The sequence below is a fragment of the Pseudomonas sp. GW458-11-26-14-LB4 genome (assembly GCF_059423925.1).
Window position 1 is genome coordinate 59674 of sequence record NZ_JBWKYU010000009.1, and the last position, 21504, is coordinate 81177.

Annotated in this window: 24 protein-coding genes and 1 tRNA gene; 13 read left to right on the top strand and 12 right to left on the bottom strand. The window is 61.2% G+C overall.

Features of this window, described 5'->3' with window-relative positions; all coding sequences use genetic code 11:
• Positions 1-48: 48 nt before the first annotated feature.
• Positions 49-489 carry a hypothetical protein gene (locus tag AC07XZ_RS13870; RefSeq protein ID WP_045121688.1) on the bottom strand — a complete coding sequence of 147 codons (441 nt, stop codon included), beginning with the start codon at positions 487-489 and terminating at the stop codon, positions 49-51.
• On the opposite strand from AC07XZ_RS13870, the gene AC07XZ_RS13875 reads away from it, so the two are divergent.
• Positions 488-943, top strand: a complete 456-nt coding sequence (locus AC07XZ_RS13875; protein WP_007952520.1) for a tRNA (cytidine(34)-2'-O)-methyltransferase — start codon at positions 488-490, stop codon at positions 941-943. The two genes, AC07XZ_RS13870 and AC07XZ_RS13875, sit on opposite strands and share 2 nt — an antisense overlap.
• Positions 944-1049: 106 nt before the next feature.
• On the opposite strand, the gene secB is transcribed toward AC07XZ_RS13875, so the two are convergent.
• From secB to AC07XZ_RS13890, 3 genes are read right to left on the bottom strand one after another with little or no spacing between them, the layout of a single operon-like run.
• Positions 1050-1535 carry a protein-export chaperone SecB gene (gene secB / locus AC07XZ_RS13880; RefSeq protein WP_007952521.1) on the bottom strand — a complete coding sequence of 162 codons (486 nt, stop codon included), beginning with the start codon at positions 1533-1535 and terminating at the stop codon, positions 1050-1052.
• A gap of 57 nt (positions 1536-1592) precedes the next feature.
• Positions 1593-1847, bottom strand: coding sequence for a glutaredoxin 3 (gene grxC, locus AC07XZ_RS13885; protein WP_102687867.1), 255 nt, complete (start codon positions 1845-1847; stop codon positions 1593-1595).
• Between the two features lies 1 nt (position 1848).
• A complete protein-coding gene (locus AC07XZ_RS13890; protein WP_007952524.1) occupies positions 1849-2262 on the bottom strand; it encodes a rhodanese-like domain-containing protein in 414 nt (137 codons plus the stop codon).
• A gap of 152 nt (positions 2263-2414) precedes the next feature.
• Here AC07XZ_RS13890 and gpmI point away from each other — a divergent pair, with 152 nt between their 5' ends.
• The 5 genes from gpmI (at position 2415) to AC07XZ_RS13915 (ending at position 8972) form a co-directional block, all read left to right on the top strand.
• Positions 2415-3941 (top strand): 2,3-bisphosphoglycerate-independent phosphoglycerate mutase, encoded by a 1527-nt coding sequence (gene gpmI / locus AC07XZ_RS13895; protein WP_102687866.1) that lies wholly within the window; start codon positions 2415-2417, stop codon positions 3939-3941.
• A gap of 136 nt (positions 3942-4077) precedes the next feature.
• Positions 4078-5382 carry a murein hydrolase activator EnvC family protein gene (locus AC07XZ_RS13900; protein WP_085746379.1) on the top strand — a complete coding sequence of 435 codons (1305 nt, stop codon included), beginning with the start codon at positions 4078-4080 and terminating at the stop codon, positions 5380-5382.
• Positions 5383-5415: 33 nt separating this feature from the next.
• On the top strand, positions 5416-6735 hold the full coding sequence (locus AC07XZ_RS13905; RefSeq protein ID WP_085654441.1) for a S41 family peptidase: 1320 nt from the start codon (positions 5416-5418) through the stop codon (positions 6733-6735).
• 2 nt (positions 6736-6737) lie between these two features.
• Entirely contained in the window at positions 6738-7514 is a 777-nt protein-coding gene (locus tag AC07XZ_RS13910) for a divergent polysaccharide deacetylase family protein (RefSeq protein ID WP_102687865.1), read from the top strand.
• Between the two features lie 111 nt (positions 7515-7625).
• Positions 7626-8972 carry a Vps62-related protein gene (locus AC07XZ_RS13915; protein ID WP_158247732.1) on the top strand — a complete coding sequence of 449 codons (1347 nt, stop codon included), beginning with the start codon at positions 7626-7628 and terminating at the stop codon, positions 8970-8972.
• On the opposite strand, the gene AC07XZ_RS13920 is transcribed toward AC07XZ_RS13915, so the two are convergent.
• The 7 genes from AC07XZ_RS13920 to AC07XZ_RS13950 all read right to left on the bottom strand — a co-directional run bounded on the left by AC07XZ_RS13920 (position 8953) and on the right by AC07XZ_RS13950 (position 14833).
• Complete coding sequence (locus AC07XZ_RS13920; protein ID WP_085746376.1) at positions 8953-9708, bottom strand: substrate-binding periplasmic protein; 756 nt, start codon at positions 9706-9708, stop codon at positions 8953-8955. The genes AC07XZ_RS13915 and AC07XZ_RS13920 overlap by 20 nt on opposite strands.
• A gap of 76 nt (positions 9709-9784) precedes the next feature.
• Positions 9785-10555: an imidazole glycerol phosphate synthase subunit HisF gene (gene hisF / locus AC07XZ_RS13925; protein ID WP_102687863.1), complete on the bottom strand. Its 771-nt coding sequence runs from the start codon at positions 10553-10555 to the stop codon at positions 9785-9787.
• Between the two features lie 9 nt (positions 10556-10564).
• Positions 10565-11302 (bottom strand): 1-(5-phosphoribosyl)-5-[(5-phosphoribosylamino)methylideneamino]imidazole-4-carboxamide isomerase, encoded by a 738-nt coding sequence (gene hisA / locus AC07XZ_RS13930; protein WP_003220753.1) that lies wholly within the window; start codon positions 11300-11302, stop codon positions 10565-10567.
• 102 nt (positions 11303-11404) lie between these two features.
• Entirely contained in the window at positions 11405-11665 is a 261-nt protein-coding gene (locus tag AC07XZ_RS13935) for a DUF2164 domain-containing protein (protein ID WP_011332018.1), read from the bottom strand.
• The gene (gene hisH / locus AC07XZ_RS13940) at positions 11666-12304 is read right to left on the bottom strand and encodes an imidazole glycerol phosphate synthase subunit HisH (protein ID WP_007952546.1); all 639 of its coding nucleotides are present in this window, start codon (positions 12302-12304) and stop codon (positions 11666-11668) included.
• Positions 12304-12897, bottom strand: a complete 594-nt coding sequence (hisB, locus tag AC07XZ_RS13945; protein WP_085712764.1) for an imidazoleglycerol-phosphate dehydratase HisB — start codon at positions 12895-12897, stop codon at positions 12304-12306. The genes hisH and hisB overlap by 1 nt, the downstream gene beginning before the upstream one ends.
• Positions 12898-13168: 271 nt before the next feature.
• Positions 13169-14833, bottom strand: a complete 1665-nt coding sequence (locus AC07XZ_RS13950) for an OFA family MFS transporter (protein WP_085611172.1) — start codon at positions 14831-14833, stop codon at positions 13169-13171.
• A gap of 355 nt (positions 14834-15188) precedes the next feature.
• Between AC07XZ_RS13950 and AC07XZ_RS13955 the strand changes: the two genes are divergently transcribed.
• The 5 genes from AC07XZ_RS13955 to AC07XZ_RS13975 all read left to right on the top strand — a co-directional run bounded on the left by AC07XZ_RS13955 (position 15189) and on the right by AC07XZ_RS13975 (position 19402).
• Positions 15189-17414 (top strand): AsmA family protein, encoded by a 2226-nt coding sequence (locus AC07XZ_RS13955; protein ID WP_102687862.1) that lies wholly within the window; start codon positions 15189-15191, stop codon positions 17412-17414.
• Positions 17411-18478 (top strand): A/G-specific adenine glycosylase, encoded by a 1068-nt coding sequence (gene mutY / locus AC07XZ_RS13960; protein WP_102687861.1) that lies wholly within the window; start codon positions 17411-17413, stop codon positions 18476-18478. The genes AC07XZ_RS13955 and mutY overlap by 4 nt, the downstream gene beginning before the upstream one ends.
• Positions 18475-18747 carry an oxidative damage protection protein gene (locus AC07XZ_RS13965; RefSeq protein WP_007952551.1) on the top strand — a complete coding sequence of 91 codons (273 nt, stop codon included), beginning with the start codon at positions 18475-18477 and terminating at the stop codon, positions 18745-18747. The genes mutY and AC07XZ_RS13965 overlap by 4 nt, the downstream gene beginning before the upstream one ends.
• Before the next feature lie 104 nt (positions 18748-18851).
• Positions 18852-18927 (top strand) — tRNA-Phe (locus AC07XZ_RS13970).
• 136 nt (positions 18928-19063) lie between these two features.
• The gene (locus AC07XZ_RS13975) at positions 19064-19402 is read left to right on the top strand and encodes a hypothetical protein (protein WP_085746372.1); all 339 of its coding nucleotides are present in this window, start codon (positions 19064-19066) and stop codon (positions 19400-19402) included.
• Here the strand turns inward: AC07XZ_RS13975 and AC07XZ_RS13980 are convergent.
• Entirely contained in the window at positions 19399-19848 is a 450-nt protein-coding gene (locus AC07XZ_RS13980; protein WP_085746371.1) for a hypothetical protein, read from the bottom strand. The genes AC07XZ_RS13975 and AC07XZ_RS13980 overlap by 4 nt on opposite strands.
• A gap of 262 nt (positions 19849-20110) precedes the next feature.
• Between AC07XZ_RS13980 and AC07XZ_RS13985 the strand changes: the two genes are divergently transcribed.
• Both AC07XZ_RS13985 and AC07XZ_RS13990 read left to right on the top strand, forming a co-directional pair.
• Entirely contained in the window at positions 20111-21064 is a 954-nt protein-coding gene (locus AC07XZ_RS13985; protein ID WP_085746370.1) for an alpha/beta hydrolase family protein, read from the top strand.
• Positions 21065-21084: 20 nt separating this feature from the next.
• A complete protein-coding gene (locus AC07XZ_RS13990) occupies positions 21085-21498 on the top strand; it encodes a hypothetical protein (protein ID WP_102687860.1) in 414 nt (137 codons plus the stop codon).
• The last annotated feature ends 6 nt before the right edge of the window (positions 21499-21504 follow it).

Genomic DNA, 21504 nt, shown 5'->3' on the forward strand with positions numbered 1-21504 from the left:
CCGCCCGTTTCGGGAACCTTGGTACAGGCAGGCCGGGGATTCCCTCTTTTATTGCTCCCGGAGATGGATCTCCAGCCGCCAGCGGTCATCGACCGCCTGGCCGGCCCAGTCGCCCTGCAGCGGCCGCGCCGCCACCAGCGTCAGCAACAACCCCCCGTCACTCAACCGCGTCCGCCAGTTCACGTCCTTGCCGTTGAACTTGAGCTGACCTTTCTGCGCCTTGCCTTCGGCCTCGAACAGCAACGCGAGGCTGCCATCGACGATCTCGCCGTGCAGCTTCGGCTCGTTGTTGAACCACACCGCCAGACCATCATCGATCACCTCGACCTGCTGCAAGACGGTCGGGTCAGGCGTGGTCAAACGACCGATCATCATCCCGACCATCACACCGACGATCGCCAGCGATGCCATCACCCGCGGGAATAGTTTCGAACGCGGATCCGCTTGCGGCGTAGAATGCGCGTCATCTTTACCTTCGGAGCCGTGCATGTTTCACGTCATCCTTTTTCAACCGGAAATTCCGCCGAACACCGGCAACGTTATCAGGCTATGCGCCAACAGCGGCTGCCACCTGCATTTGATCGAACCGCTGGGCTTCGAGATGGACGACAAGCGCCTGCGCCGCGCCGGTCTCGACTACCACGAGTATGCCACTTTGCAGCGCCATGCCGACCTCGCCAGCTGCCTGGAAAGCCTCGGTCATCCACGGCTGTTCGCCTTCACCACCAAGGGTTCGCGGCCGTTTCACGATGCCGCGTTCGTCCCGGGCGATGCGTTCATCTTCGGCCCGGAAAGCCGTGGCCTGCCGCCGGAAGTGCTCGACGCCCTGCCCGGCGAACAGCGCCTGCGCCTGCCGATGCGCGAAGGCTGCCGCAGCCTGAACCTGTCCAACACCGTGGCAGTGGCCGTTTACGAAGCGTGGCGGCAGAACGACTTCAAATAACACCGCCCAAGAGGACACCGCTGATCGTTCCCACGCTCTGCGTGGGAACGATCAGCCAAGAAAAAAGCGCCTGTAACGGCGCTTTTTTCGGTGTTGCATCGACCGCTTACTGAACGGTCGGGGTCTCGCCGGATTCCTGCATGCGCTGCAGCTCTTGCGCGTACAGGGCATCGAAGTTCACCGGGGCCAGCATCAGGGCCGGGAACGAACCGCGGGTCACCAGGCTGTCCAGGGTTTCGCGAGCGTACGGGAACAGGATGTTCGGGCAGAACGCACCCAGGGTGTGGCTCATCGAACCCGCGTCCAGGTTCTTGATCAGGAAGATGCCAGCCTGCTGCACTTCAGCGATGAAGGCCACTTCTTCACCGTTTTTCACGGTGACGGACAGGGTCAGCACGACTTCGTAGAAATCACCTTCCAGGGCTTTCTGGCGGGTGTTCAGATCCAGAGCGACCGCCGGATCCCACTGCTGGCGGAAAATCGCCGGGCTTTTCGGGGCTTCGAAGGACAGGTCGCGTACGTAGATGCGCTGCAAGGAGAATTGCGGTGCGGTTTCTTCTTCGCTGGCTGCAGTGTTCTGTTGGTCAGTCATCTCAGATCCTTTCTGATCTTGGGTCTTTTAGGGTTCTTGGTTTGCAGGTGCAGCAGTTCAGGCCTTGAGCAGCGCGTCGAGCTTGCCGGCGCGCTCCAGGGCAAACAAATCATCACATCCGCCGACGTGGGTGTCGCCGATCCAGATCTGCGGCACGGACGTGCGTCCGGCCTTCTGGGCCATGGCGGCGCGCACCTGCGGCTTGCCATCGACCTTGATCTCTTCGAAGGCCACGCCTTTGTTCGCGAGCAGGTACTTGGCGCGCGAGCAGTAAGGGCAGTAATCGCTGGAGTAGACGATGACGTCGCTCATGTCACTTCACCAACGGCAGGTTGTCGCCTTTCCAGCTGGAAATACCGCCGGACAGCTTGGCGGCGGTGAAGCCGGCCTTCATCAGTTCGCGGGCGTGGGTGCCGGCGGTCTGGCCCAGGGCGTCGACCAGAATGATGGTCTTGGCCTTGTGTTTTTCCAGCTCGCCGATGCGGGCAGCCAGTTTGTCCTGAGGAATGTTCACCGCGCCAACGATGTGACCGGCGGCGTAGTCCTTGCTCGGACGGATGTCCACCACCACGCCGGCTTCCTTGTTGACCAGTGCGGTCAGCTCGCCCGTGCTCAGGCTTTTACCGCCGCCTTGCACCGTATGCGCCAGCAGCAAAGCCAGCAGTACGACGAAGATACCGACAAGAATGTAGTGGTTAGTGGCAAATTCAATCAGGTGAGCAACCATCGAAGGAGGTTCCAGGGCGTTAAAATGTCGGCCAGTATACACAGCCACTATGGTCGGCCAAACCCCGTCCGGCGGTGACGCCGCCGGAACTTCGCTTTAAACTCCAACTCCCTTTTCCATCGCCCTCTTCTTATTAGCCACGAGTGGATTCCATGACTACCACGCCTAAACCTTTGGTCCTGATGATTCTCGACGGCTTCGGTCACAGCGACAGCCCCGAATCCAACGCCGTCTATGCGGCCAAAAAGCCTGTGCTGGATCGCCTGTGGGCCACCGTGCCGAACGGCTTGATCTCGGGCAGCGGCATGGACGTCGGTCTGCCGGACGGCCAGATGGGCAACTCCGAAGTCGGCCACATGAACCTGGGCGCCGGGCGCGTGGTGTATCAGGACTTCACGCGTGTGACCAAAGCGATCCGCGACGGTGAGTTCTTCGAGAACCCGACCATCTGCGCCGCCGTGGACAAGGCCGTGGCCGCCGGCAAGGCCGTGCATTTCATGGGCCTGCTCTCGGATGGCGGCGTTCACAGCCATCAGGATCACCTGATCGCGATGGCCGAACTGGCCTTCAAGCGCGGCGCCGAAAAAATCTACCTGCACGCCTTCCTCGATGGCCGTGACACCCCGCCGAAAAGCGCCGCTTCGTCGATCGAACTGCTCGACGCGACCTTCCAGGCGCTCGGCAAGGGCCGCATCGCCAGCCTGATCGGCCGCTACTACGCCATGGATCGCGACAACCGTTGGGATCGCGTGTCCCAGGCCTACAACCTGATCGTTGATGGCCACGGCGAATTTAACGCCGCCACTGCCCAGGAAGGTCTGGAAGCCGCTTACGCCCGTGGCGAGAGCGACGAATTCGTCAAAGCCACCAGCATCGGTGAGCCGGTGAAGGTCGAAGACGGCGACGCCGTGGTGTTCATGAACTTCCGCGCCGACCGCGCCCGCGAGCTGAGCCGCGTGTTTGTCGAAGACGGTTTCAAGGAATTCGAGCGCGCGCGCCAGCCGCAAGTGCAATACGTGGGCCTGACCCAATATGCCGCCAGCATCCCGGCCCCCGCCGCCTTTGCCCCGGGCAGCCTGGAAAACGTGCTCGGCGACTACCTGGCGAAAAACGGCAAGACCCAGCTGCGCATCGCCGAAACCGAGAAATACGCCCACGTGACCTTCTTCTTCTCCGGCGGTCGTGAAGAGCCGTTCCCGGGCGAAGAGCGCATCCTGATCCCGTCGCCGAAAGTCGCCACCTATGACTTGCAGCCGGAAATGAGCGCGCCGGAAGTCACCGACCGCATCGTCGAGGCCATCGAGAACCAGCGCTACGACGTGATCGTGGTCAACTACGCCAACGGCGACATGGTCGGCCATAGCGGCGTGTTCGAAGCCGCGGTGAAAGCCGTGGAGTGCCTGGACACCTGCGTGGGTCGCATCGTCGAAGCACTGGAAAAAGTCGGCGGCGAAGCGCTGATCACTGCCGACCACGGCAACGTCGAGCAGATGGCCGACGAATCCACCGGTCAGGCACACACTGCGCACACCACCGAGCCGGTGCCGTTCATCTATGTCGGCAAGCGCAACCTGAAAGTCCGCGAAGGCGGCGTGCTGGCGGACGTGGCGCCGACCATGCTGAAACTGCTGGGTCTGGAAAAACCGGCGGAAATGACTGGCACTTCGATTCTGGTCTGATATCAAAAACGCCCTGTAATCAGCCTGAAACGGCTTTTTATGACGAACGCCTCAAAGCAGTTGGCTTTGAGGCGTTTTTTTTGCCGCGTCGGGCGGGCATACTAGGCCGTCCCTTACCCTGGTGCCGCCCGCCTCTATGCTTCGCGTCCTGATCGCCCTCGCTCTGACATGCCTGCTCCAACCGGCCTTCGCGGATGAGCGCGCGCAAACCCAACAGCAACTGGACGCCACGCGCCAGGACATCGCCGAGCTGAAAAAACTGCTGGGCAAGCTCCAGGAAGAAAAATCCGGCGTGCAAAAGGAGCTCAAGGGCACCGAAACCGAGATGGGCAAGCTCGAGAAACAGGTCGAAGCCCTGCAGAAAGAGCTGAAGAAGAGCGAATCCGAGCTGCAGCGGCTCGATGCGGAGAAAAAAAAACTCCAGAGCGCGCGCACTGAACAGCAGCGACTGATCGCCATCCAGGCCCGCGCCGCCTACCAGAACGGTCGCCAGGAATACCTCAAGCTGCTGCTCAACCAGCAGAATCCCGAGAAATTCGCCCGCACCCTCACCTATTACGACTACCTGAGCCAGGCTCGCCTGGAGCAGCTTAAAAGCTTCAACGAAACCCTGCGCCAACTGGCCAACGTCGAAAAAGACATCGGCGTGCAGCAGGCGCAGTTGCTGGCGCAGCAAAGCGATCTCGACACTCAGCGCGAAGCGCTCGACAAGGTCCGCAAGGAGCGCCAGCAGGCCCTTGCCAAACTCAATGACGACGTGAAAGCCCGGGACCAGAAACTGGCCGCCCGCGAGCAGGATCAGGCAGACCTGTCTAAAGTCCTTAAAACCATTGAAGAAACCCTGGCCCGCCAGGCTCGTGAGGCAGAAGAAGCGCGGCAGAAAGCGCTCATCGCCCAGCAGGAAGCCGAAAAAAAGCGCTTGCGTGAGGCCCAGGCCCGCGCCGATGCGGACTCGGACACCAGCGACGCCCCGCGAAAACAAGCCAGACCCACACCTGGCGCGCTGGTTTCCAGCAGCGGCGAGACCTTCGGTGGCCCTTTTGCGTCAAGTCGGGGAAAACTTCCATGGCCGGTTGATGGTCGACTGCTGGCACGCTTCGGTGAAACCCGTGGCGACGATGCCCGCACCAAGTGGGACGGCGTGATGATCAGCGCCTCCGCCGGCAGCCAGGTGCATGCCGTACACGGCGGGCGCGTGGTGTTTGCCGACTGGCTGCGCGGTGCCGGGCTGCTGGTGATCCTTGATCACGGCAACGGTTTTCTGAGTCTTTACGGTCACAACCAGACGCTGCTCAAGTCGGCGGGTGACGTGGTAAAAGCCGGTGAGTCCATTTCCACTGTGGGTAACAGTGGCGGTCAGGACACACCAGCGCTGTATTTCGCAATTCGTCAGCAGGGTCACCCGAGTGATCCGGCGCAATGGTGCCGCGCGCAAGGATAGGCGTGAGTTACCGATATTAGGAGTTCGTTCGACATGCTGCATTTGTCCCGTCTTACCTCGCTGGCTCTGACGATCGCCCTGGTGATCGGCGCGCCTCTGGCGTTTGCCGCTCAACCGGCCCCGGCTGTCGCTCCGGCAGGCACTGCCGCCACCAGCAAGGCGCCGTTGCCGCTGGAAGAGCTGCGCACCTTTGCCGAGGTCATGGACCGGATCAAGGCCGCCTATGTCGAGCCGGTGGACGACAAGACCCTGCTGGAAAACGCGATCAAGGGCATGCTCAGCAACCTCGATCCGCACTCCGCCTACCTCGGCCCTGAAGACTTTGCCGAGTTGCAGGAAAGCACCAGCGGCGAGTTCGGCGGCCTGGGCATCGAAGTCGGCGCCGAAGACGGCTTCATCAAGGTCGTGTCGCCGATCGACGATACGCCAGCATCGAAGGCCGGCATCCAGGCCGGCGACTTCATCGTCAAGATCAACGGCGCGCCGACCCGCGGCCAGACCATGACCGAAGCCGTGGACAAGATGCGCGGCAAGATCGGCCAGAAGATCACCCTGACCCTGGTCCGCGACGGCGGTACGCCGTTCGATGTAACCCTGGCTCGCGCCGTGATTCAGGTGAAGAGCGTCAAGGCGCAACTGCTGGAATCGGGCTACGGCCTGATCCGCATCACCCAGTTCCAGGTCAAGACCGGCGAAGAGGTCTCCAAAGCCCTGGCCAAGCTGCGCAAGGACAACGGCAAGAAGCTCAACGGCATCATCCTTGACCTGCGCAACAACCCGGGCGGCGTGTTGCAGGCAGCGGTCGAAGTGGTCGACCACTTCATCACCAAAGGCCTGATCGTCTACACCAAGGGCCGGATCGCCAATTCCGAACTGCGCTTCTCCGCCACCGGCAAGGACGAAAGCGAAGCGGTGCCGATGGTCGTGCTGATCAACGGTGGCAGTGCCTCGGCCTCGGAAATCGTCGCCGGCGCCCTGCAGGACCAGAAACGCGCCGTGGTCATGGGCACCACCAGTTTCGGCAAGGGCTCGGTGCAGACCGTGCTGCCGCTGAACAACGACCGCGCACTGAAGATCACCACCGCTTTGTACTTCACGCCGAACGGCCGCTCGATCCAGGCCCAGGGCATTGTTCCGGACATCGAAGTACGCAAGGCCAAGATCACCAACGAAGCGGACGGCGACTACTTCAAGGAAGCCGACCTGCAAGGTCACCTGGGCAACGGCAACGGCGGCGCGGACAAACCGACCGGTTCCGGCGGCAAGGCCAAGGCGATGCCGCAGGATGACGATTACCAGCTGGCCCAGGCCCTGAGCCTGCTCAAAGGCCTGAGCATCACGTCCGGCCGTTGAGGATGTTTTTGCGTTTCGTCTTTGTCCTGCTGTGCTGCCTGGCGGGTGCTGCTCACGCAGAACCTGCCAGACCAACACCTCAAAAAGCCTACCTGACGCTGATCATCGACGACCTGGGGCAGAACCTGCCCCGGGATCGTCGCGTGCTGGCCCTCCCCGGGCCGGTGACTACAGCGATCATGCCCGACACCCCGCACGCCACCGAATTCGCCCGCGAAGCCCATCGCGCCGGCAAGATCGTGATCCTGCACATGCCGATGGACCCGGCCACCGGCCCGTTCGCCTGGCATCCCGAACTGCCCATCGAAGAACTCGAAAAACGCCTGAACGCTGCGTTCAGAATGGTCCCCTACACCGCTGGCATCAACAACCACATGGGCAGCCGCATGACTGCGCAGCCGGTGGCCATGGCGTGGTTGATGGGCGAGTTGCAGCGTCGCCACAAGTTCTTCGTCGACAGCCGCACCAGCGCCCAGACCGTCGCTGCGCAACAGGCACAGAAGATTGATCTGGCGAGTGTTTCGCGGGATGTGTTTCTCGATGACGAGCGCACAGAAGCGGCGATCCTGACTCAATTGCAGACAGCGATCAGTCTGGCGCACAAACAGGGTTCGGCCGTGATGATCGGCCACCCTTATCCGCAGACACTGGCGGTGCTGGAGCGCGAACTACCCAAATTGAAGGCTCAGGGCATCGAGTGGATCGACATCAAGCAGATGATCAGTGTGCGCAGCAATCGCGCTACAGCCGCTCACGGCCACAACGGCATTTACCGGTAGTACCCCGCCACACCCGATAAATAGTTACCGCCCGTCCCCTTGGCCAATTCCGGATATTGAGACCTGCAACAGGTCGCGACCACGAGTCGCCTTTCACTATCAGGAATGACCATGAACAGCGAAAACAGTGAAACCACGGCCGACAGGCCAATGGAGTCGATCCAGGTCGATAACCTGCTGATCAACTTCACCACCGAATTCCAGCGGATCTGGAACTGCAATGGCTCGGGATCGACACCCTGCGCGCTCTGGCGTCCGGTGCCATCCCCCGACTCGCTGCCTGGCTTTTACCCCCTCGGGGACGTCGCCATCTCCGGCAACGGCAATATCAATGGCAGCAAGATCGTGGCCGTTGTCCGCGAAGGCCTTGCCGCAAATGGCGAAACCGCGCAAACAAATGCACTCAGTCCACCGGATGATTTCGAAGAAATCTGGAGCGATGCAACCTCGACGCCGGCGGGGGGGACGCTATGGCGGCCGATTGCGCCTGAGGGGTATGTGGCACTGGGAACGGTGTGCTCCATCAACCACGAAAAGCCTTTACTGAGCTCGGTACGTTGCGTGCGCGAAGATCTGGTGATTGAGGCCAGTGTCGCCGAGTTGATCTGGAATGATCGGGGAGATCGTTCCCGCCAGTATTTCAGCGCCTGGAGCATCGCTCCTCCGGTTGCCGATGCAGGTGCGATCAACTTCACGGCAGGCACGTTCATCGCTTCCGGCAACTCTGACAGCCCCGAGAATGAAGCCGAAGCCTATTCATTGCGAATGCAGATTGCGGTACAGAGCAATCCAGCGCCTGAACTCCCGGAACTGTCAGGATTCGAAGCGCCGGAACCGCTCGAGCCCTCGCAACCGACCCACACTGCCAGGCTGCCCTGGTTTGCGGTGGAAGACCACGGTCAGCCATCACTGAAGAGATTCCGCCAATCGCCCTACTATTACCTGCAAAGGACTGACCGGTATGTGCTCATCGGCTCCAGCCATAACACGACTGACAAGAGCAGCCTGTTTCACTGGACGTTGCCTCGTGTTCTGAGCCGCCGCGATCTGCGGCTTTTCAACCGCATCAGTGCAATACAGATTCCGGGGGTTTGGCCAGCGAGCGACTCAACGGTTGAACGGTCGATAAGGTTCTCGGCAAGGCTGGGCGAAGCCTTCACCCACACCGAAACCTCGAGCATCGGATGGACCACGCCGGACATCGTGGCGGTCGCCGCCAACGTGACGAAACACAAGATGATGGCGCTGTATCAACTGCAGAGTAACTACGATCTCTGGCGGGACAACCGAACGGAAACCGCCATCAACTTCAGGTACTCCGACAGAAACAGCCTGCACTGGCTCGAATACCCGCCAGAAGTCGCGAGTGACGCCATGGTGCCACTCCCGTCAGTGCCGGAACAGCCGGAATCTCCCGAGTTACCAGAGTCGCCAGAAACTACAGATACCGCCCCATGATCTCGTCGACCACGCCGTCCTTGCGCATCTGTTCGAGCGCCGCCTGAAGCTTGGCAACGGCTTCGTCCGGCACGTCCTTGTTCAGCGCCAGATACAGTTCGGCGCTGTTGAAACGCAGTACGGTTTTCAGGCCGGTCACGCCATCCTGCCGCGCCAGATAACGCCCGGCAGGATCGCCGGTGGCCCAGAGGTCGATCTGGCCGCTGACGAGTTTTTTGGCGTTGTCCTGATCACGCAGCACCACCACCGGCTTCAAACCCTGCTTGGTCAGAGTCTCGGCAATCGCATCGCCCTTGTAGGCGCCGATCTTGTATTTGCGCGCGTCATTGAGGGTTTCGAGGGTGATCTTGCTGTCGGCCCTGGCCAGCATGACCCAGTCGTCCGGGCCGATCGGGCCGACCCACTTGAAGAGCTTTTCGCGATCCGGCAGGCGCGCCATGACGAACGCACCGTAGCCGGGATTCTCCAGCGCCAGCTTGTAGACCCGCTCCCATGGGAAACGCAGGGTCAGGCTGTAAGTGATGCCGGCACGCTTGAACATCTCGCGCACGATGTCCGTGGCGATGCCGTTGATGTTTTCGTCCTGGGCGAAATTCTTGCCGTTCTTCGCCATGTTGTACGGCGGGAAGTTTTCGGTGAGGAGCACCAGATCGGTGTCGGGACTTTCCTCGGCGTGGCCGGTGTTGATCAACAACACGGAGGCACTGGCGAGGGCGAGGAGCAGGCGTTTGATCATGTCGGGCTACCGAAATCCATGGCGTGCCCAAGAGTGCCTTGGGTACGCCATGCTGTCCACTGGCCTGTATGGATGTTTAACGCATTACGATGCCGCGTTTGGCCATGTAGGCCTTGGCTTCCTGAACGGTGTATTCGCCGAAGTGGAAAATACTCGCCGCCAGTACTGCACTGGCGTGGCCTTCAAGAATGCCGTCAGCCAGATGCTGCAGGTTGCCGACGCCGCCGGAAGCGATCACCGGAATGCCCAGCGCATCGCTGATGGCGCGGGTCACACCGAGGTCGAAGCCGTTTTTCATACCGTCCTGATCCATGCTGGTCAGGAGGATTTCACCGGCACCCAGGCCTTCCATTTTCTTCGCCCACTCGACGGCGTCGAGGCCGGTCGGTTTGCGACCGCCGTGGGTGAAGATCTCCCAGCGCAGGGTTTCGCCCGGGCCCGAAACCTTCTTTGCGTCGATGGCGACGACAATGCATTGCGAGCCGAAATGCTGCGCCGCTTCGCCGACGAATTCCGGGTTGAACACAGCAGCGGTGTTGATCGACACCTTGTCCGCACCGGCGTTGAGCAGGTTGCGGATGTCCTGCACGGTCCGCACGCCACCGCCGACGGTCAGCGGAATGAACACCTGACTGGCCATGCGCTCGACGGTGTGCAGCGTGGTGTCACGGCCATCGACGCTGGCGGTGATGTCGAGAAAGGTAATCTCGTCGGCACCCTGCTCGTCGTAGCGACGGGCGATTTCCACCGGGTCACCGGCGTCACGGATGTTCTCGAACTTCACACCTTTGACGACCCGGCCGTTGTCCACGTCCAGGCAAGGGATGATGCGTTTGGCCAGCGCCATGGTCAGTCCTCAGCCTTGGTACGAATCGCAGAAAGCTTGCGCTTCGGCGACGTCGAGAGTGCCTTCGTAGATCGCCCGGCCGGTGATGGCGCCGATGATGCCCGGTGCCTTGGCGTCGAGCAGCGACTTGATGTCACCCAGGTTGTGAATGCCGCCGGAAGCGATCACCGGGATCTTGGTGGCAGCAGCCAGCGCAGCGGTGAACGGAACGTTGCAGCCCTGCATCATGCCGTCTTTGGCGATGTCGGTGTAAACGATCGAGGACACGCCGTCGGCTTCAAACTGCTTGGCCAGATCGATAACCTGCACGGTGCTGATTTCAGCCCAGCCATCGGTGGCGACAAAACCGTCCTTGGCATCCAGACCGACGATGATCTTGCCCGGGAACGCGCGGCAGGCTTCAGCGACGAACGCCGGATCCTTCACCGCTTTGGTGCCGATGATCACATAGCTGACGCCAGCCTTGACGTAGTGCTCGATGGTTTCCAGCGAACGGATGCCGCCGCCGATCTGGATCGGCAGGGTCGGGTAGCGCTTGGCGATCGCGGTCACCACTTCGCCGTTGACCGGCTGGCCTTCGAAAGCGCCGTTCAGGTCGACCAGATGCAGACGGCGGCAGCCGCCCTCCACCCACTTGGCAGCCATGCTCACCGGGTCATCGGAGAACACTGTGGAATCTTCCATGCGGCCCTGGCGCAGACGTACGCAGGCACCGTCTTTAAGATCGATAGCGGGAATAATCAGCATGCTTTTTCCTTCGTCAAAAGAGCTGCAAGCTGCAAGCCATAAGCTGCAAGCGCGCACGCGTGTGTACTTCTTGCAGCTTGCAGCTTGAAGCTTGCCGCTGCCCTAATTCTTCTCGAGCGCCCACAGGTCGCTTTCGATGCTTTCAAACCGCTCCTTGAGGTGGGTCTGCACATCGAAAATCGCCCTGTTGTAATAGTGCGGAGCAATTTCGCGGGTAAACAGCTCAAGAATTTCCGCCGCCTCGAACGAACCCAGGTCCAGTTCGAAACGATCCTCCATGAACCGCTGAATCTTGCGGTTGGCTTCACTCTCCTGCTCGGGAGTGAGGGTCAGGATCGGCGGCTTGGATTTCTTGACGGCCATTTACCAGCGACCGTCCCACGCCGCGAAGTTCTGCAGCAATTGCAGGCCATGGGTATGGCTCTTCTCCGGGTGGAACTGCACGGCGAAACGCGAACCTTCGGCCAGCGCCGCGGCGAAATCGACGCCGTAATGACCGCTGCCAACCACCTGCCGCGGGTTACCGGCGGCGATGTAATAGCTGTGCACGAAGTAGAAACGCGCCAGGTCCGGAATGTTGTGCCACAGCGGGTGATCCACCGCCTGCTTCACTTCGTTCCAGCCCATGTGCGGGACTTTCAGGTGCTCGCCGTCTTCATGCAGGTCTTTGCCGAAGAACTTCACCGCGCCCGGGAACAGGCCGATGCAGTCGACGCCGTCGTTCTCTTCGCTGCTGTCGAGCAAGGCTTGCATGCCGACGCAGATGCCGAGGAACGGACGATCCTGACTGACTTCACGCACCAGCGAATCGAAACCGAGGCGACGGATCTCCGCCATGCAATCGCGAATCGCGCCGACGCCGGGGAAAACCACCCGGTCGGCTTCGCGGATCACTGCCGCATCGCTGGTGATCAGCACCTTGCCGGCACCGACGTGCTCGAGGGCCTTGGCCACCGAGTGCAGGTTGCCCATGCCGTAATCGATAACTGCAACCGTCTGCATTACAGGACGCCCTTGGTCGAAGGCATCTGGCCGGCCATGCGGTCATCCAGCTCGACGGCCATGCGCAGTGCGCGGCCGAAAGCCTTGAACACGGTTTCGATCTGGTGGTGGGTGTTGGTGCCGCGGAGGTTGTCGATGTGCAGGCTGACCAGTGCGTGGTTGACGAAGCCCTGGAAGAATTCCTGGAACAGGTCGACGTCGAAGCCGCCAACGGTGGCGCGGGTGTACGGCACGTGCATCTGCAGGCCCGGACGGCCGGAAAAGTCGATCACCACGCGCGACAGCGCCTCATCAAGCGGCACGTAGGCGTGACCGTAGCGACGGATGCCTTTCTTGTCGCCAATGGCTTGCGCGAAGGCCTGGCCGAGGGTGATACCGACGTCTTCCACCGTATGGTGGTCGTCGATATGCAGATCGCCCTTGCATTGGATATCCAGGTCGATCAACCCGTGACGGGCGATCTGATCCAGCATGTGCTCAAGAAAAGGAACACCGATATCGAATCGGGCCTTTCCGGTGCCATCAAGGTTGATCGAGGCTTTGATCTGGGTTTCCAGAGTGTCGCGCTCGACAGACGCCTTACGTTCGGCCATCACCAGCTCCGCAAAATCATTGGGCGAAAAAGGCAGCCATTATAGGGGCGCGGGGCCGAAACAGAAACACGAGAGGTGGAATGACTGACGGATAGAACCCCGTGCTGTCGGGGATAGACATGTCCATACAAGCATCGAAAGGCGCTGATCGCTCCCACGCTCTGCGTGGGAGTGCAGCCCCGGACGCTCTGCGTCCACTTCGAATGTGACGCAGAGCGTCACAGGGAGACATTCCCACGCAGAGCGTGGGAACGATCAGGTGTAAACGAACTTAGTGAAACAGAACCGCCGTCTTCTGCAGGGTCACCCAAACACCCCACGCCAACGGAATCCCCACCACCAGCCACGCAGCGATCGCCAATGGCTTGCTGCCCGGCGCGGCTTTCCACTCCAGCACGGTGCTGGCATCAGCACCCTTGTCGTGGCCCAGCGCCTGTTCGGCGGCCAGTTCGGCGTCGGTCATGAAGTACTTGTCGGCCACCGGGCGCACCAGCAGGTTGCACAGGAAGCCCAGCACCAGCAGGCCAGCGAGGATGTACAGGGTGATGTCGTAAGCGGCAGCGCGTTCAACACCGATGCTCAACTGATACTCACGCAGGTAGTTCACCAGCACCGGACCCAGCACGCCAGCGGCGGCCCAGGCCGTCAGCAGACGACCGTGGATCGCGCCAACCATCTGTGTACCAAACAGGTCGGCCAGATAGGCCGGAACGGTCGCAAAACCACCGCCGTACATCGACAGGATGATGCAGAACGCCGCCACGAACAGCGCAACGTTGCCCAGGTGACCGAGGTTCGGGATCAGTGCGTACAGCGCAAAACCCAGCGCGAAGAACACGAAGTAAGTGTTCTTGCGGCCCAGGTAGTCCGAGAACGACGCCCAGAAGAAACGACCGCCGATGTTGAACAGGCTCAGCAGACCGGTGAAACCGGCCGCAATCGCAGCGATGGAAGCCAGTTGACCGGCGTCCAGCTGACCGAACGGCAGATCGTTACCCAGCAGCTTGCCGCCGAACACTTCCTGCAACAGTGGCGAAGCCATGCCGAGGATGCCGATACCGGCAGACACGTTCAGGCACAGCACCAGCCACACCAGACGGAATTGCGGGGTTTTCCACGCCACATTCACGTGAACGTGACGGTGGGTGATCATCGCGTTCGAGGCTTTCTTAGCCGGAGCGGTCCAGCCTTCAGGCTTCCAGCCGGTTGGCGGCACGCGGTAGGCCAAGGCGCCACCGATCATGAACACGAAGTAGATCGCGGCCATGGCCACGAAGCTCTGCCACACGCCCACGCCAGTCGGCGAAGCGAAATGGCTCATCAGAGCGGTCGCCAGTGGTGCACCAACCATCGCGCCACCACCGAAACCCATGATCGCCATGCCGGTCGCCATGCCGCGCTTGTCCGGGAACCACTTGATCAGGGTCGAAACCGGCGAGATGTAGCCCAGACCCAGACCGATACCGCCGATCACGCCGGAGCCGATCCACATCAGCCAGATCTGGTGGGTATAGATCCCCAGCGCAGAAATCAGCAGACCGCCGCACCAGCACAGTGCCGATACAACGCCGGCCTTGCGTGGACCTGCGTGTTCGAGCCAGCCACCCCAGATCGCTGCCGAGCAGCCGAGGAAGATGAAGAACAGGGTGTAGATCCAGCCGAGCATGGAGATCGGCCAGTCGCATTGCGACGAGAAGACTTGTGCGATGAAGCTCATGTCCGGTGCGCAAGCCACCGGAGCGGTTACACCCAGTGCCTTGGACAGCGGCAACCAGAACACCGAGAAGCCGTAGGCCATGCCGATGCACAGGTGAATGGCCAGAGCGGCCGGCGGGACCAGCCAACGGTTGAAACCGGGCTTGGCGATGATGCGTTCCTTGGACAGGAACCCGGGCTGATCGGCTTTGAAGCCGTCCGCCGTAATGGTCGTGCTCATTGTGTATCCCCCAATTATTAGTATGGTTCGCCAGCCACTGCCCACCCCGGCCTTTATGCACGCAGGCATGACCGTTTTTTTGCGGGTGAAGCTCCTTGAAAGCGCGACGTTAAGTCGCAGATGGGCGTACGAACGGGCGAAGGTTACCATTTGCACGTGACAGAAAAACCAAACTGATATCACCTTTTTTGAGTCATCTGATCTCCTGATGCCGGGGAACCCCGATGCCGATCGTTGTCGAAGCGCTGTACATCAAGGTTCAGCAGGCTGCACGGGACACCGCAACAGCGCGGGTTGATGCAGCGCTATACTCCCCGGCTAAATTACGAATTCGACTACTTACAAGGACTCGCCCATGAAAGCGTTCGGCAAAATCCTGGGTCTGGTACTTCTCGGGCTGTTGCTGATCATTGTGGCGGCGGGCTTCGCCCTGACCCACCTGTTTGATCCCAACGACTACAAAGACGAGATCCGCCAGATTGCCCGCGACAAGGCCCACATCGAGCTGACGCTCAATGGCGACATCGGCTGGAGCCTGTTCCCGTGGCTCGGCCTGGAACTGCACGAGGCCAGCGTCGCGACCCTGGCCAAGCCTGCCGAACCGTTCGCCGACCTGCAGATGCTCGGCCTGTCCGTGCGCGTGCTGCCGCTGCTGCGCCGAGAAGTGCAGATGAGCGACGTGCGCGTCGAAGGCCTGAACCTGCGCCTGAACCGTGACAAGAATGGTCATGGCAACTGGGAAGACATCGGCAAGGTGCCGCCCAAGGCCGGCAGCGCCCCGGCGCCAACCACCACGGCCGAAACCGCCCCCGAGGCCCCTGCGCAACCGGAAAAACCGGCCCAGCCGATCCGGCTCGACATCGACAGCCTGACCGTCAACAACGCCCGCGTGGAATACAACGACGAGCTGACCGGCAAGCAATTCAGCGCCGAAAGCATCCAGCTGAGCACCGGCGCTGTTCACGACTCGACCAATATTCCGGTCAAAGCCACCGCGTTCCTCGGCACCAACCAGCCAGTGCTGCGGGTGCGCACCGAGCTCAACGGCGAGCTGCGCTTCGAGCGCGCCCTGCAACGCTACAAGTTCGAAGACCTGAAGCTGTCCGGCGAAGTCGCCGGCGATCCGCTGCAAGGCAAGACCGTGACCTTCGCCGCCCAAGGGCAACTGTTGCTGGACAAGGCCGCCAACGTCGCCGAATGGACTGGCATCAAGCTCTCGGTCAATCAGCTGCGCGCCCTGGGCGAACTGAAGGCCAACGACCTGGACAAGACGCCACAGATCACCGGCGGGATTTCCATCGCCCAGTTCGACCTGGCGAAATTCGTCGACAGCATCGGACAGACCCTGCCCGCCATGGCCGAAGGCAGCCTGAGCAAAGTTGAACTGGTCAGCCGTGTCGCCGCGACGCCGACCAGCGTGGCGCTGGACAACATCAACCTGAAACTCGACGACAGCAGCTTCAGCGGCCGTATCGCCGTCGAAGATTTCGCCAGGCAATCGCTGCGTGCGGTCCTCAAGGCCGACACCTTCAACGTCGACCGTTACCTGCCGGCGAAATCGGAAAAAGCCAACAACGCCACTCAGGTCCGTCAGGCCGAAGTCGCCAGCACCGAGGCCGATGCAATGGCCGGTGCCGGCAGCACACCGCTGCCGGAAAAACCGAGCAAAAGCGCGTGGAGCACAGAACGTCTGTTCCCTGTTGAGCGCCTGAGTAAACTCGACGTAAACGCCGACCTGACCTTCGGCCAATTGACCCTCGACAAGCTGCCAATCCAGAACGCCGCACTGAAAGCCACCGGCCAGGGCGGCCTGCTGACTCTGGAGAACCTGCGGGGCGAGTTGTACAACGGCGACTTCGAAGCCAAGGGCACGCTGGACGTTCGCCAGACGGCGCCGGTGCTGAACCTGCAAACCCGGATCAACCGGGTGCCGGTGGAGAAAATCCTCGAAAGCCAGGGCAAGAATCCGCCGGTCAAGGGTCTGGTCAATCTCACCAGCACCGTCACCGGCAGCGGCAACAGCCAGCAGGCGCTGATTGAAACCCTCAACGGCAACGCCAGTTTCGTGATCAACAACGGCGTGCTGCTCAACGCCAACCTTGAGCAACAACTGTGCAAGGGCATCGCCACCCTCAACCGCAAATCCCTGAGCGGCGAGCCGCGCGGCAAGGACACGCCGTTCCAGGAGCTCAAGGGCAACCTGACCTTCCGCAACGGGGTGGCCAGCAACCCGGACCTGAAAGTGCGCATCCCCGGCATGAGCGTCAACGGTGACGGCGATATCGACCTCAAGGTGCTGGGCATGGACTATCGCGTCGGCATCATCGTCGAGGGCGACACCAGTGCCATGCCGGACCCGGCCTGTCAGGTCGGCGACAAATTCGTCGGCATCGAATGGCCGCTGCGCTGCCGAGGCCCGCTGGAGCTGGGCGCCAAGGCCTGCCGCCTGGACAACGAACGCATGGGCCAGGTCGCGAGCAAACTGGCCGGCGACAAGATCAGCGAAAAAATCGACGAGAAACTGGGTGACAAAGTCAGCCCGGAACTGAAAAACGCATTGAAGGGGCTGTTCAAGCGATGAGAGCGGAGCAGTTTTCCACGGCGGTGCTGGAATGGTTCGACCGCCACGGCCGCCATGATTTGCCCTGGCAACAGAACATCAACCCGTACCGGGTGTGGGTGTCCGAGATCATGTTGCAGCAGACCCAGGTCAGCACCGTGCTCAATTACTTCGACCGGTTCATGGCCGCGCTGCCGACGGTCGAGGCCCTGGCCGAAGCGCCGGAGGACGAAGTGCTGCACCTGTGGACGGGGCTGGGTTACTACACCCGCGCGCGTAATTTGCAGAAGACCGCGAAGATCGTCGTCAGCCAGTACGGTGGCGAGTTCCCCCGGGATGTCGAGAAGCTCACGGATTTGCCGGGCATCGGCCTGTCGACTGCCGGTGCGATCGCCAGTATCAGCATGGGGCTGCGCGCGCCGATCCTCGACGGCAACGTCAAACGAGTGCTGGCGCGCTTTACCGCGCAGGAGGGCTACCCCGGCGAGCCAAAGGTCGCCAAACAGCTGTGGGCCAACGCCGAGCGCTTTACGCCGCAGGATCGGGTCAACGCCTACACCCAGGCGATGATGGATCTGGGCGCCACGCTCTGCACCCGCAGCAAGCCGAGCTGCCTGCTGTGTCCGCTGGAAAAGGGCTGCGAAGCGCACATGCTCGGCCTGGAGACGCGTTACCCGATCCCCAAACCGCGCAAGGCTATCCCGCAGAAACGCACGCTGATGCCGCTGCTGGCCAACGAGGACGGCGCGATTCTGCTTTATCGCCGCCCGTCCAGCGGATTGTGGGGCGGTTTGTGGAGCCTGCCGGAACTCGATGGCCTCGACGACCTGCAACACCTCGCTGTGCAGCACTCGCTGGAACTGGGCGAGCAGCAGGCGCTGCCGAGCCTTGTCCACACCTTCAGCCACTTTCAGCTGTCCATCGAACCCTGGCTGGTTCAGGTGCAGGAGGCCGGCGGTCACGTGGCCGAGGCCGACTGGCTCTGGTATAACCTCGCCACCCCGCCGCGCCTGGGCCTCGCCGCCCCGGTCAAGACCTTGCTCGAACGCGCGGCCACCGTCTTGAATGCAGGAGAGTCGACATGACCCGCACCGTAATGTGCCGCAAGTACAAAGAACAACTCGAAGGTCTGGAGCGCCCGCCGTACCCGGGCGCCAAGGGCCAGGACATTTTCGAACACGTCTCGGCCAAGGCCTGGGCTGACTGGCAGAAACACCAGACCCTGCTGATCAACGAAAAACGCCTGAACATGATGAACGCCGAAGACCGCAAATTTCTTCAGGGCGAAATGGACAAGTACTTCTCCGGCGAGGAATACGCTCAAGCGGAAGGCTACGTTCCGCCTGCAGAGTAAACCCCGCGAAATCGGGGGTCGGATCGTAAGCGACGGAATTAATTTAAGAAATTTTAAAAAAGTCGTTGACGTAAATCCGAAAAACCCTTTTAATGCGCCCCGTTGCCCAGATAGCTCAGTCGGTAGAGCAGGGGATTGAAAATCCCCGTGTCGGCGGTTCGATTCCGTCTCTGGGCACCAAATACCGAAAACCCTGAATCGCAAGATTCAGGGTTTTTTTATGCCTGCGATTTGATGACGGCCCGATCCCGCCCTTCTTGCAGGCCGGAATTGGCGATACGTTGCTCAACCCTTACGGAAGAGGGTCATCACCGCGATGAACCAGAAAAGAACCCGCGTCCCCCTGCCCCATCCTGCGCCACCCGTAAAACGCACCGACTGGTTGATGATCGCTCTCGGCACCGTACTGACCCTCTGCGTAGGCCTGATCACTTATGAAACGGTGAACGGCCTGATTCAGGGACGCATCAGCAACATGGCTCGGGGGAAACACTTCGCCGTGTATTCACAGGCCGAACAGTCCTTCGACTTCTGGTTCACTGTTGCCACGCACTGCCTCTTCGCACTCTTCCTGTCGGGCGCTGCCTGGCTTCTGATCTGGATGGGACGCACCGCGACGGTCACGCCACCCGGGCGTGACCGTCGGCGACGTTAGGTGTTGTCGCTCCAGTGGAACACCAGATTGCGCGCAGCACCGCCGCCTACTTGCGCCACATCCCGACGCGTTTCACCCTTGCGGGTGGCGACGACCGTGTACTTGCCTGGCGGTAACTGAACGTACACCAATGGCCCGGTCTGATTCAGCGTCAGCACGGTTTGACCGGGGGCTTTCTGGATCGCCACGTCGACATCGGCGGTGTATTCGTTTTGCGTACCGACAGCGAAAGTCATGTGCAGGTTGTAGCCCGCGGATTGCTGAATGGCTTTCGACTCATCTTCACCAATCCCGCCGGCCAGATAGCGAACGCCGTTTTGCTCTTGCTGTTGAACCTGCACAGCGGAATTGTCGATCGGCTCCAGACTCGCAGCCTGCGCCATGATCGGAAACAGCAGTACCGCCGCAGCGGCAAGGGGCAGCACGAATGAAAGAACGCGTTTCATGAGGACGACTCCCGGGCTCTCGTGGAACCCAATCGTTACCTCTTTTTAGATTTTTTCTTGCGGGGCGGGTTTTAGAACGATTGGGAGTTGCCTTGAATGCGAAAAGGACTACAGAAGTATCTTCCAGCCAATTCATGACGCACTGCGTCACGGATTGGCGACCGCCTCGAACCGTCAATCCGCTACGCACTGCGTACCAAGTCATTGCGTTACATCCCGCGTGAAGTTCATTCTCGACCCGTCCTAGCCAGGCTCTAAACCCATGAACCTACAAAGTGCGCCGCCTCCCCTTGGCCAAGCATCCGACGTTGAAAGCGAGCCCTTCCACGAGCCCGCCGCCGACGGCTATCTGCTCGGCGGTTTCACCTGGCGTCACGCGACACCGGATCCACAATGCCCGGTGGTGATCATCAACGCCGCCACGTCCGTGCGCTGCCGCCACTACTCGCGCTTCGCGGCGTATCTGTTCGCCAACGGCTTCGACGTGATCATTTACGACTACCGGGGCATTGGCGAGTCGCGGCCGAAGTCGATGAGGCATTTGCAGGCTTCGTGGACGGATTGGGGCGCGCTGGATTTCGAGGCGATGCTCAAACGCGCGCAGCGAGAGTTTCCCGGGCAGCCGATCGATGTGGTCGGGCACAGCTTCGGCGGCTGCGCAGCAGGCCTGGGGGCGTCCGGACAGGTAATCCGACGACTGGTGACGGTCGGCGCGCAATTCGCTTACTGGCGCGATTACGCGCCCGAGCACCGCTGGCGAATGTTCGGCAAATGGCACCTGCTGATGCCGCTGGTCACGCTGTTCTGTGGCTACTTCCCGGGCAAACGAATTGGCTGGCTGGAAGACACGCCTGCCGGTGTGGTGCGCGACTGGAGCACACCTGCCGCGCGCTATGAGCGGCGCCCGAGCGGGAGAACGATGACGGACTTGCCCTTCGCCAACGTCCGGGCCAAAGCCCTGGCAATCAGCATCAGCGACGATCCCTACGGCACGATTCCCGCCATCGAACGCCTGCTGGCTTACTTCCAGAATGCGCAGAAGACCCACCTGCGAATCGAGCCGCAGGACATCGGCGAACAGCAAGTCGGACATTTCGCCTTTTTTCGCAACGCATACCAAGCCACACTATGGCCCATCGCTCTGACCTGGCTGCAGACCGGAGAACTGGCCTCCGACACACCGGGGCGCGAAATCCCACGCAGCCAAGCCCTTTAACGCACCACGGAACACACACCATGGCTTCCGCCAACAAGCAGCAAAAACGCGCCGCCCGGGCCAAGACCAAGGCCAAGCAGAACCGCACCAAACGCGCGGAAACGCCGGTCGAGCTGGACCCGAACGACGACCGCATCGATTTCGAGTCGGTGGACCTGACCGAACTGTTCAAGAAAATGATCGACGCCGAAAAGATCAGCCAGCAGGCCCTGTGCACCGCGTTCCTCGAAGACCCGCTGCTGGAGCTGGTGTACGAGCAGGAAGGCGAAGAAGGCGCGATGGACTTCATCCTCGCCGCGCTGATCCAGTACCGCCAGTGGGCCACCGAGACTGACGAGGCAGGCGCTCTGGCGTGGATCGAATCGCCGGATTTCCAGAAAGACTATGTGGCCGCGTCCGACGCAATCGCCGCACAAACCCAACAGAAAAACTGAGTTCCC